Origin of the sequence: Okeania sp. SIO2F4 (assembly GCF_010672385.1) — a bacterium.
In the GTDB taxonomy this organism is placed as follows: Bacteria; Cyanobacteriota; Cyanobacteriia; order Cyanobacteriales; family Microcoleaceae; genus Trichodesmium.
In genome coordinates, this window is the sequence record NZ_JAAHGT010000220.1 from 1 (window position 1) to 11,762 (window position 11,762).

11 protein-coding genes and 1 pseudogene are annotated in these 11,762 nt (G+C 37.0%); 4 read left to right on the forward strand and 8 right to left on the reverse strand.

Translation table 11 applies throughout. The annotated features are described in order from the left end of the window. A partial coding sequence (locus tag F6K22_RS15690; protein ID WP_293099426.1) for a hypothetical protein occupies positions 1-235 on the reverse strand: 235 nt, incomplete at its 3' end. On the opposite strand from F6K22_RS15690, the gene F6K22_RS15695 reads away from it, so the two are divergent. Next, positions 234-2,474, forward strand: coding sequence for a protein-arginine deiminase domain-containing protein (locus F6K22_RS15695; RefSeq protein ID WP_293099429.1), 2,241 nt, complete (start codon positions 234-236; stop codon positions 2,472-2,474). The genes F6K22_RS15690 and F6K22_RS15695 overlap by 2 nt on opposite strands. A gap of 130 nt (positions 2,475-2,604) precedes the next feature. Continuing rightward, positions 2,605-2,925: an antibiotic biosynthesis monooxygenase gene (locus F6K22_RS15700; RefSeq protein WP_293099432.1), complete on the forward strand. Its 321-nt coding sequence runs from the start codon at positions 2,605-2,607 to the stop codon at positions 2,923-2,925. Positions 2,926-3,188: 263 nt separating this feature from the next. On the opposite strand, the gene cmoB is transcribed toward F6K22_RS15700, so the two are convergent. The 5 genes and pseudogenes from cmoB to F6K22_RS15720 all read right to left on the reverse strand — a co-directional run bounded on the left by cmoB (position 3,189) and on the right by F6K22_RS15720 (position 6,538). Then, positions 3,189-4,169 (reverse strand): tRNA 5-methoxyuridine(34)/uridine 5-oxyacetic acid(34) synthase CmoB, encoded by a 981-nt coding sequence (cmoB, locus tag F6K22_RS15705; protein ID WP_293099435.1) that lies wholly within the window; start codon positions 4,167-4,169, stop codon positions 3,189-3,191. Between the two features lie 112 nt (positions 4,170-4,281). Continuing rightward, entirely contained in the window at positions 4,282-4,695 is a 414-nt protein-coding gene (locus F6K22_RS15710) for a type II toxin-antitoxin system VapC family toxin (RefSeq protein WP_293099437.1), read from the reverse strand. Between the two features lie 15 nt (positions 4,696-4,710). Beyond that, a pseudogene (locus tag F6K22_RS42130) lies at positions 4,711-4,842 on the reverse strand (hypothetical protein); the annotation flags it as partial. Between the two features lie 158 nt (positions 4,843-5,000). Further along, positions 5,001-5,657, reverse strand: a complete 657-nt coding sequence (locus tag F6K22_RS15715) for a glutathione S-transferase family protein (RefSeq protein WP_293099440.1) — start codon at positions 5,655-5,657, stop codon at positions 5,001-5,003. 146 nt (positions 5,658-5,803) lie between these two features. Next, positions 5,804-6,538, reverse strand: a complete 735-nt coding sequence (locus F6K22_RS15720) for a tRNA1(Val) (adenine(37)-N6)-methyltransferase (protein ID WP_293099447.1) — start codon at positions 6,536-6,538, stop codon at positions 5,804-5,806. A gap of 461 nt (positions 6,539-6,999) precedes the next feature. Here F6K22_RS15720 and F6K22_RS15725 point away from each other — a divergent pair, with 461 nt between their 5' ends. After that, the gene (locus F6K22_RS15725) at positions 7,000-8,490 is read left to right on the forward strand and encodes an aromatic ring-hydroxylating dioxygenase subunit alpha (protein ID WP_293099450.1); all 1,491 of its coding nucleotides are present in this window, start codon (positions 7,000-7,002) and stop codon (positions 8,488-8,490) included. Between the two features lie 798 nt (positions 8,491-9,288). Here F6K22_RS15725 and F6K22_RS15730 read toward each other — a convergent pair. Then, positions 9,289-9,732: a hypothetical protein gene (locus F6K22_RS15730; protein ID WP_293099452.1), complete on the reverse strand. Its 444-nt coding sequence runs from the start codon at positions 9,730-9,732 to the stop codon at positions 9,289-9,291. Between the two features lie 293 nt (positions 9,733-10,025). Between F6K22_RS15730 and F6K22_RS15735 the strand changes: the two genes are divergently transcribed. Beyond that, a complete protein-coding gene (locus tag F6K22_RS15735) occupies positions 10,026-10,502 on the forward strand; it encodes a helix-turn-helix domain-containing protein (protein WP_293099455.1) in 477 nt (158 codons plus the stop codon). A gap of 228 nt (positions 10,503-10,730) precedes the next feature. On the opposite strand, the gene F6K22_RS15740 is transcribed toward F6K22_RS15735, so the two are convergent. After that, positions 10,731-11,762 (reverse strand): toprim domain-containing protein (locus tag F6K22_RS15740; protein WP_293099458.1); only part of this gene is annotated, 1,032 nt, incomplete at its 5' end.

Here is an 11,762-nt window from a genome sequence, read left to right on the forward strand (position 1 = left end):
ACGAGACGGCGATTCCGTAGGGATTGTAGGTGGAGGCGCCCAGGGCAACCTGAGGATCGATGAGCTTTTCCGGGGCACTTTGCCCATTGAGAGGGTGCCGGAAGATGACTTTCTGTTCGAGATCGGTCCAGAACACGTGATCACTGGAGGCGGCAATGCCAAAAGCCACCGTGAAATGGCATGAGTTGGCAGAAATCAGGTAAAATTCAAAGTATATATCGAGGATGTATACCATGGGTTGGATGCGATACGTTAAAATAGGTCTAGTCAATACTGTTGGGGCATTAGTAGGAATTATTTGGATACCTATTGTGCCTCAAGCAGTAGCACAACCTTCACTTCCTGATCAAGCAAACTCAGAAGTTTCTGTGCTAGAAAGTATCAAGTCGATAAACAACAATATCAAAATTCCCAAAAAAGTAAGTTCACTACCAGAACTTTACCAGATTAGAGACCAGCTAAAAGTAGAACTTGATAAAGTCTCTAAAATGCCAAACCTCCAAGAAGTAAGAGAACCTTGGCAATACCAATTCCAACTACAACAATATGAAAAAAGCCTGAAAAACTTTCGCAGTATAGAAGCAAAAATTATTAAAGAAGAAAAAGCTGCCCAAAGTTGGAAGCAAGCACTGAGCATAGCAACTAATGCGGTAGCAAAAGGAAAAAAAACACAGGCAAATTATCAAACTTGGCAAGAAGCAGAAAATCTTTGGTTAGATGCAATTGAGAGTTTGCGTCAAATACCTCAAGATTCATTGATGACAGATCGAGCGATCGAAAAAATGATAGAATACCAGGGGTATTTAGCAGTTGCTTGTTATGAAAAAGTAATAGCAGCAAGACGATGGACAGAAAATACAGAAAACAAGACAAATACCCAAACAACAAATTATCCACTCATTGCATATAGTTTATCTCCTGGTTTCACAATTTATGGTGATACTAACAGAGATGGGGAAGTGGATGAAGCTGATAAGTCAGGTAGAGAAAAATGGTCTTTATCAGAAGGTGCGTTGATGTTGTTTAATAATGATGATGATAATGGCGATCTAATCCCAGACTGGCGAGATCGGGATGTTAATGGTGAAAGTGATACAGAAGATTTAGCTATTGTCAATATTCAATTGGCAGAAAACTATAGGGATGCTCAAATCTACATTTCTACAGACACAGATGTTACTAACTATATTAATGTATTCCAAAAAACAGAATCTGGATGGCAACCAGTAGACATTTCTGGTACTGAAGCTTTAATATCCAGGGAGAAAATAATATTAGGTGTAGAAGCTAAACAATTTGCCGATCGCGACTGGAAAGGAGTAGTTAATTTGAAAGCTATCGCTGAAAAAAATGGTAGACAAATTGCTTCTGATAGTATTCAAATAGGTGTAGTTCCTTGGTTAATGTCTCCTAATACTGCTCCAGTTAAAGAACTTCACGTTAGCGATCGAGGTTTGGCTAATGAAGAGTTTATCAATAAAATCAGAGAAATTATTGAAAAAACAGGTGCAACAGCGAAAATTAATCCTGGTGGCACTACCTGGATGCAAGACACTCAAGAAATAGGTTATGTGCAGTTTCCCAGTCAAGGTAAAACCCGTAACATGAATGTTGCTCTTAAAGCTAACCGCTCTGGGGAAAACGACCAATATTCTCGCAGTCTTCTCAAAGACAATTTCGGCTGGTTTGAAGTCGGTAAACCTAGAGAACTTGATCCTCTAAATAGGTGGGCGGATGCTTATGGAAATCTAGAAGTTACGCCACCTTTGTCGGGATATCCTATGGGAAGAGTTTATTATGGTAAAGCGGGTGAAGTGGGTATGAATCCTGATATTATTGATTTTATCAAAGCACAAAAAATTCAGGGTCCGCCAGTGGATATTGATACTTCTTGGTTAATGATTCGTCATGTAGATGAAATTATCAGTTTTATTCCTAGTAAATTTGGCAAACCTTTAATGTTAATTGTGAGTCCAGAAGCAGGGGTACAATTATTAGAAGAATTAAATGAAGAAGGCTATGGTCAAGCTGCTATAAATCGTGGTTTAAGCACTCAAACAACGGTGCGAGCAGCGTTGAAAAATCCTAAGTTAATTCAGCATAATCTCTATTTACAAAGGGAAAAATTAAACCCATTAATTGAGAAGTTAAAACAGGAATTTAATCTCAGTGATGACCAGATAATTCAGGTGCCAGCTATGTTTGGATATAGCGGTTATTCTTGGTGGCCGAATATGGTCAATTCGGTGGTAATTAATGGAGAATTATTAGTTTCAAATCCTGGAGGAGCATTAATTAATGGGAGAGATTATACTCAGGAAAAATTCCGCAGGTTGGTGGCTGATTCTAGTTTAAATATTAATTTTATGGACGATCAATATTATCAAGAATTGAGAGGGAGTGTCCATGATGCTACTAATACAACTCGTTTAGGTAAAAATAATCCTTTCTGGGAATCTTTATCTTTGAGATAGGGAACAGGGAACAGGGAATAGGGAACAGGGAGTTAGCAGGATATGTAATTAATTTTGCTTATAAACTTTAACCGGACATGATATATCTAATACAGCCAACAATTTAAAACTTGTAGAAAAGGAGAAAAAAATGTCAGATTTTATGGATTTTTTGAAGCATAAATATGCTTATGTTGCCTTGGGAGAATTTAAACCAGGAAAGTTTCAAGAAGCAAAAGAACTTTATGAAAAGGCAGTTGCTACTTATAATGAAGGTTTTAAAGGGGCATATTTATTACAATTGCCAGGAACAGATAAAGGTATTGCTGTAATTTTTTGGGAAGGAGTTGAAGATATGGATGCTAATCAAAGTGATGCTTATAAAGCAGCATTGGCAGAAATGTCGCATTTGTTTGCCAAACCACCAGAGACTAATTTTTACGAGACTGTTACTGAGATTTTGCCAGAGTAATGTTGAATTTAGAAGTCAGAAGTTAAATTTCTAGGGAATTTCATCTGAAACTGTATAAACTCAGAAGTCAGAAGTTAAATTCTTCGGGAATTTCATCTAAGTCAGATAAATTAGTCGCGGGCAAGATGCCCGCACTTGATAAAATTGAAGAATTGACTACTTCCTACACCTAATTTTGAATTCAGAATTTAGACCAACTTGCATAAGCAGACAAGATTCGATCTCCCCACACTTCGCAAACTCCCCCCACTCCCCCCACTCCACTACTTCCGCGCGATCGCATAATAACGCCAAGGAGCAGGATAACCTTCAACAGTTAAGGATGGATCGTCAGGATGAAGAAATTCTGACAAACTATTAATATTTGCCCAAGTAGTACGTCGTTGCTCTTCAACCGACAAAGGTTCGGCAAAAAAACAATTAATATCGCTAAACCCCGCTCTCCCTATCCAGTTTTCTAAGCAAGACTGGGTGGGAAGAAACCAAATACCCCGCGCTTGAGCGTAACGTTTCTGGGGAGTGAGCGCCACTGGTAAATCTCCAGGAATACCTTGACAGTCAATAATAATTTCACCTTTGGGTGCTAACGCTTCTCGCATTTTGCGTAATAAACCAATGGGATCGGTGTGATGATAGAGGATACCCAGGCAAAAAATGGTGTCAAAAAATTGGGGGTAGTAGTGAATGTGTTCGACTCCTAAAAGTTCAAATGCCAGCATTTTTTGTTTGACAATATTTTGGATAAGTTGAAAATTCCAAAAATGTTTGGTGTAGGGTTCAAAACCGATGACTAATTCTGGTTGTTGAGCTGCCATCCGAAACATAAAATAACCGTTGTGGCAACCAATGTCAGCAACTTTGCGATTTTTCAGAGAACTAATATGTGGCAAAATGCGCTCCCATTTCCAGTCGGAACGCCATTCTGCATCGATAGTTAGACCAAATAGTTCAAAAGGACCTTTTTTCCAAGGGCAAAATGTTTGCAAGGAATGGTGAAACCGTTGTTTTTGGTCTGGCGAGAGTTGTTCAGCGCGACCGACTTTTATGACTCCATTGGAAAACTCGAAAAAGTCACTTTGAATATCTGCTATTGTTTGTACTGCTTCGTAATACATTTGAGTAGAAGGTTCAAATAATTTTGTTTGTCTTTCTTGACGAGTTTTTAATATTGCTTCCCGGTCGATCGGGAGATCGTATTTATATAAATAATCTGGGGAAATATAGCCGATATTTTTGTTTACCATAATCATTTTTTTTCGACTGAATCCTTATATTAATTCTGATAAAATTTCAGCATAAATTAAGATTAATTTGTTTTCTTCTGCTTCTTTTAAGGCTTGAATTGTGAAGTAAAAATTATGGCAATATTTCTAGATCTTTAACTTTTTCTGATTGAATTAAGTTAAAATGCCTTCTGTCTAAGGTTAAAATTCTTTTTATTTGATGATGTTCTGCTAAAATAACTAAACTAGCATCAATAAATCCGAGAGGTAAATCTTTATACTGTTCCATAAGTTTTGTAATTTTATTAATATCCTCTAACTCGATAGTAAGATAATTCAAATATTCATCTCCTAAATCTTCTATAAAACTTCTAGCGACTCTTTCTCCTAGATATTTAGTGGCTAAATAATCAACTTCTGGCAAAACGGTTACATGGATGTAAATTTGATAATTGGTGACAATATTAACCGCTAGGGAATAGTAGCGATCGTCCCTATCTAAAAAAGCAATAATTCCACTGGTATCTGCTATTACTATTTTGTCCATAATAGTTGTTCTGCTTTAGAAGATAAGTCCGACTCTTCCACTTGACCCCATTCCCACTGATTTGGGTAATTTTTGAGGTTTTTTAGTAAGATAATCGGTGATTAATTCTTGGATAATTTCAGGAATAGATTTTCCTGTTTTATTGGCTAATTCTTTTAGATTAGCTTCAGTTTATTCTGCTAAATAAATTGTTGTTGGTTTCATCAGTTTAATCTTTTATAAAGAAAGATAATTTAATTATATATCATCGCTTGCCATAATTATTTCCCCCTTCTTGAATACCAATGAAAGAGGGGAAAGTAATTTTATTGTTTTTGCATTCGGGCTAACATATTAGACCTAAATTCAGCAAATGCTTCTTCTGTCGCCTCAGAATTTTGCCATGCTGAACGTGCTATTAAGCGACTACACCAACTACTAACTTTAGGATATTTATCTAAAGAAATACCAGCTCTGAATAATATAGGGATGATAGTACCAGCAACAACATCAGCTAAAGTTAAATTGTCACTACCAAAATAAGAGCGATCGCCCAATAATTTCTCAAAAAATGTCAAGACTGTTGCAATTTTCTGCTCTGCTTTCTCAACTTTTTCTGGGTCTTCTCCAGGTAAATCTAAAATTCGTTGGACCAGTGGATTAATAGCAGGCAACAATTCATTAACACTTACCATTTGTACCATCCGCACAATTGTTAGGTCTTTGACATCTTTAGGTAACATATTAGGAGTAGGATATTTTGCTTCTAAATAGTCAAGAATTGCCAAAGATTCGACTATATTAAAACCATCATCTACCAAAGTAGGAATGTGGTGGAAAGGGTTAATTGCCAAAAAATCAGGTTTAAATTGCTCTCCACTGAGTTTTACTTCTACCAGTTCAAACTCAAGTCCTTTTTCTAGCAGTGTCACCCAAACCCGACGGGAGTTAGGAGATACAGGAGCGTGATAAAGAGTCAACATTAGAGAACCTCACAATTTTATGAATAAGTTTGGCATTATTAATTTTAACATTGAAGTTTTAATTCTTATTTTTATAGACTAAAGTATAGTTATTTTTCTAATAATTAACTTATATTCAATCAGGACACAGGTAAATTTGATAATAGTTAATATTTCAGGTAAAAGTCTCTAATTAAGGTGATAAATTCTGGCGTATATATATATTGTTTTGCTTCGATAGTCAGAGTATTTTCTTGTAATGGTAGTTTTTCTTTGCTGAGTTCCATCAAAATTCTTTTTGTGGGAATTTCTGGCATAGGTTTAACATACAATTTTCTCTGACAAAATAATCCAAAATATTCTGCCTTTTCTTGAAACTTTTGAGCTTGTTGCACTGGATAAATTACAGCGAATCTACCTGTTTCAGACAAAAGTTTAACTGCTGTTTGTAATAAATCAGCTTGTGAGAGAAAGTCAGTATGTCTGGCAACTGTTCTTGCTTTTTTTGCAGCTTTCAGGGCATTTTCAAAGAAAGGTGGGTTTGATACTATTAAATCATAACGTTTTTGGCAAAATTTTGTATATTCTTGGATTGAATAATTTTCAACTTTAACTCTGTTTGACCAAGGCGATCGCTGCACATTTTCCCTAGCTTGAATAGATGAGTCTATGTCAATTTCCACAGCATCAATATTAGCAAGGGATAGTGTTCCGCACGGCTGATGGGAACGCTGTGCTAACATTAAAGCAATTAAACCAGTACCCGTACCAATATCTAAAATTTTTTCTGCTCCAGAAACATCTACCCATGCTCCTAATAAAGTACCATCAGTACCAACTTTCATTGCACATTTATCTTGTAGGATAGTAAACTGCTTAAATCGAAATTTATTTCCTCCCATATTCTGAAATTTTCTCCTTATATATATTAATAATTATCTTCAAAATTGGCTCTAATTTTAATTGTAACTGTTAACCATTTTTTTCTAGATACATAATAATTGCTTTGGCAATAAATATAGTATTAAAAGTCGATCGCTAATAACTGAGTAGTAACTACTATTAGACATCTCCGATAATAAAAAATAAAATCAATTATTGCACATAAATAATCAATTATTTCCCACTACTCCCTCTTTTCCGGAGATGTCTATTATATAAAGTTTAGCACAGAGGAGACTCAAACCACTGGCGGGCAAGATTCCTGGGCTACTTAGCTGAATTTTTTTGATAATTACGTTATCTTAAATAAATGTAAATTTATCTGACCAGTCAAGAGAGTTGAGAGTAAGTAAATTAATTGATGGAATTTTCTTGCTTTTAACTTTTAATTTTTTAATTTTGACTTCAATAAGGACTAACTATGGTAACAGAGAAAATTCTGAAACAAGAGATTCAGGAAACAATAGAAACAGAAACATTCCAGTGGACAAAACAATGGTATCCAGTGGCAGTTGTAGATCACACTGACCCATCCCGACCATATCCATTCCAGTTACTAGGGAAAAATTTAGTTCTGTGGCGGGATAATACTGGAAAATGGTCTTGCTTTGAAGATGTTTGTCCCCACCGACTTGTTCCTCTTTCCGAAGGTAGGGTCGAGTCGGATGGCACTCTAATGTGTGCATACCACGCTTGGCGTTTTAACTCCGAGGGAAAGTGTGTCAGCATTCCTCAGTCTAAAGATAAAGAAACCGAAGCGAAAAATTGTACCAACAGTAAATCTTGTGCAGTTGTGTATCCCACCCAGGAACGTCAAGGTTTACTATGGGTTTGGCCAGAGTCAGATTCACAAGCTCAAGTAGAAAGTCAGTTACGGGAACCGAGGGTTGTTCCTGAAATGGAAAACCCATCAGACAGAGTTGTGAAACTATTTTGGAATATGCGCGATCTCCCCTACGGCTGGGATTTATTTATGGAAAATGTTTCAGACCCAGCTCATGTTCCTGTTTCCCACCATGGATTTATGGGTAGCAGATACACTGAAGATAAATATTACGACATGATTCCAGTTAGGAAAATTGCTACCCAGGAAGGTTTCTCGTTTGAGATTACACCACTAAAAACACCTGGTATCAAACAAGCTATCCATGATTTTCAACCGCCCTGTCACATGAGAATTGTTTCTGAATTTGAGAATGGCGGAAAATTTATTCTAGCGTTGTATGCTATTCCCACTCGCCCTGGTTGGTGTCGTCATATTGGGTGTCAAGTGTTATTGAAGGATGAACAAGGAAAACGACCTAAAGGTTTGGCATTCTTTGGTTTACCTATGCCTCAATGGTTAGGTCATGTATTGGGTTCTCTGTTTCTACATCAAGACTTGGTGTTTCTCCATTACCAAGAGAAAATTTTGGCAAATAGACAGGAAGGAAAATACCTAGATGCAGTCTACACACCTAATCCTCAAGATAAAATGGTGATTACTTTCCGCAAATGGTTGGAGAAACGCGCTGGAGGTGGAATACCTTGGAGTAAAGAATGTAATCCTGAATTACCACCCCCAGAATATGACAAGCGCAAGCTTTTTGATGTGTGGGAAACTCACACAAAACATTGTCGGGTTTGTCAGGATGCACTGAAAAATATTAATCGCTTAAAGATTTTAGCTTATGTTGTGGCAGGGTTGTGTTTGTGTTGGGGGATAATTATTGATGCACGGGCGATCGCTATTCAAGCAGCAACAGCAGCAATAACTGAGACGGCAACATCGGTTTCAGGTTTAGCACTTCCCCCACTAGGATTTTGGTTTGCTTTAGGGGGTGCAGCTTTATTTGCTTTCAGCGGATATAAATTGCAACAGTTGAGCAGACTATTTTATGTTTATGAATTTGAACACGCAGATAATGATTAGGTGAGAGTTTATATCAAGTTTGGATAAATAGCGAAAGGTTTTTTGTGTTGGGGTGGGTTGAAGGCTAGATCTTGAAGTTAAAGCATTTTATCCTCAGTATTCAAACCCGCTCCATCCTGTGGATATTATAGTTATCTTATGGCATTAGACTGATTTGTAAAATTAGCCCCAAAAATTAATCTTCATTTCACAATCTTATTTGATAAATATCTGCTGTGGATTGTTAATACTGTTTGTTTCATCAATAAAAATCAGGAAAAAAATGTAATTAATCTCACTCATAAGGAGTTTGTACTATTAGAATATTTTCTCTGACATCCTCACCAAATTCTTAGTCGAGACCAAATTTTAGCGCAACTTTGGGAATTAGATTACGACCGATTCCTAAACCTTTTTCACATTCTAAATTGTAGCCGTCTAACGCACCCTACTAGACTGACACAGCTAATGGGTGTGCATTAGAAAATGCGGGGATGGGGTGATGGGGTGATGGGGGGATGGGGTGATTATGAAAAAAGCTAATGCACTATTTTAGGTGTGTCGGTCCACTACTGGATTGTTTCACCTAGAATAGTGCATTAGGGAGTAGGGGAGTAGGGACGTTGCATGCAACGTCCCTACCGGAGAAAGATTGTTGTTGGGTTTCGTCCCTCAACCCAACCTACATCTATTGCTGCTATCGGGTTTTCTTGGTCTACCTAAGTGCTAGTGGTATTCGGTTTCCTACCTCAACTCAACCTACTACTTATGTACTGCAAAATGGGGAATATATAGAGTCAGAATTTAGTATTCATTTACCTAATTTGCCATTTGTCTAAGCAATCGATCTTGTATTCTCTGTAGTTTATCATCTAATTTCTCACCTCGCCTTTTATTATACTCACTAACCTCTTTAGAAACGCCGTAAATTCTACAGTTGATATATTGACGCCGAAGAAGGCTTATATCTCCAGAACTCCAGCAAGAGTAAGCATCTAATGGATTATGAAATATGGTTTTTCTATTTATTAAAGAAAGCTGATAAAGACATATCTGTGCATCTCGATCACACCCAACAAAATCAAGGTTAAAACAACGTTCACCATCACGACTACAACGAATATGTGGTCCTACATCATATCCTTGTCTAACAGCAAGATAAGGTCTTCCTTGATTATCTTGAACAACCCTCTCTTGACCAAAAACTTTTTGTACCGAACCTAGACTCATACCAACAAAACTAATTAATCCTAATCCAGCCATTAGTAGATGTTTGGTTTTCATTTTTCTTAGCCCCTAGAGAAAAAACTATACTATTTTTATTAATTACAAATTTCTAATTTTTAACCTAAAATACTTCTCAAAAATATGTAAATAATTTTCGGATATTTCTGGTTATCTCAGAATAATTATTTGACAGAAAGCAACTTAATTTTTTTGTCACTAACTAAATTTTTTTAATCCTAACTCAACATATTTTTGATTGTAAACTAATAATAGTTAGTAATAATGTTAGAATCTTACTAGCAAAGCTTTCAAATAAGGACACTCTACTAATGGCTAAAAAAGAAACCTTCTCGGAAGCAGCTTTACATTGGGATTTAGAAACCCTTTACAAAGACCTTGCTTCTGCTAAAGGTAAACATCTTACACCTACAGAAAAGTTACATTTAAGAGGTTTACTTTCTGAATATAGTCCTGATGAAATTGCGGATAAATTAGGTAAAAGTGCTAAAGGTGTGGGTGTCGATCTCTGTAATACTCTCTACAGATATGTGAAAATTCTCGTGGAACCAAGTAATGGAAAAATTGATAATTGGAGAAATATTTGTGAATGGTTAGAAACTGCTGGATATAAAAGCGATTCACCTCTAGAAGCAGAGTCAGATGATTATTTGTCAGCAAAAATTTTAATCAAGAAAGCTAATGTCAAACTTGAGAAAAATCAAATTATAGTTGATGTAAATCTCCGTATAGTTGCTACATCTCCCACAGAAATTTCCACAATAAAAGTTGAAGATGAAGAAGAATAGAATTGTAAAAAACTTTTTACCAGGGGAAAGTGCTGTAGTGGCGATCGCCTACCTTATTCTAGTAGCACGTCTAGCTTTAAAATGTGGGTTAAAAAACCTAACCCCCCAACCCCCTTCCCTGCTAGCGTTGGGGGAGAAATCTTCTCCCCTCTCCTCGTAGGAGAGGGGTTGGGGGAGAGGTCTTTAGAATTACTTCAACTTACCCACAATCGACGAGCTACTACCTTACTAAATATCCAGATCGGTAATCTTTAATTTCGGTCCGTAAGTCTCAATAAACTCACGCCTCGGTGCCACCCGATCGCCCATCAACACCGTAAATATCCGATCCGCCTCCGCAGCATCTTCAATTTCTACCCGCTTCAAAGTCCGAGTGTCAGGGTTCATCGTTGTATCCCACAACTGAACCGGCATCATTTCACCCAAACCCTTAAATCGTTGGATAGTATAATTCGCATTCCCAGGAAACTCATTTTGAACTAACTGAGTAAGTTCGCGATCGCTATAACAATAATAATGATTCCGACCCCGTTCCACTTTATACAAAGGTGGGCAAGCAATATAGATATAACCCTGATCTACCAACGCTCGTTGATATCGGTAGAAAAACGTCAACAACAACGTGCGAATATGAGCGCCATCAACATCAGCGTCAGTCATAATAATAATCTTATGATACCGCAGTTGAGCAGCATCAAACTCATCCCCTTTGATACCCAAACCCAAAGCAGTAATCATTGATTGAATTTCATTATTTTTGTAGATTTTGGCATCGTCGGTTTTTTCAATGTTGATAATTTTACCCCGCAATGGCAATATCGCTTGGAAACGGCGATCGCGACCTTGTTTAGCACTATTATGAATAAAAACTCCACTAGCTAAAGCAAAATTATGAGTATTGGGAACTTCTATATCATAAACATCTCGTCGCTCTGTCAACGGTTCGATAGAAACAACCCGATGATTATAGTTACGAATAGCATCCCGTGCTAAAAATTCGTCTCCTTCAAAGTATCGGTTATAAAAAGTTTCAAACTTCAACATCGACTTATCCTTCTCGCGACGACGATAAATATCATACAATTCCAAGTCTATGAAACCAGAACTCTGGTAAACCTTGTGCAAAGCTTCAAGAGTCTTGCGATAGTAAGTTTTATCCAGTGCTTCCCGACGCTTGGCACGAAATTCAGGAGTCCACTGCTCCTTAGTTTTTTGCCGTCGCCACTCCAACAATTCTTCATCTTGCCATTGCTCTTTTGC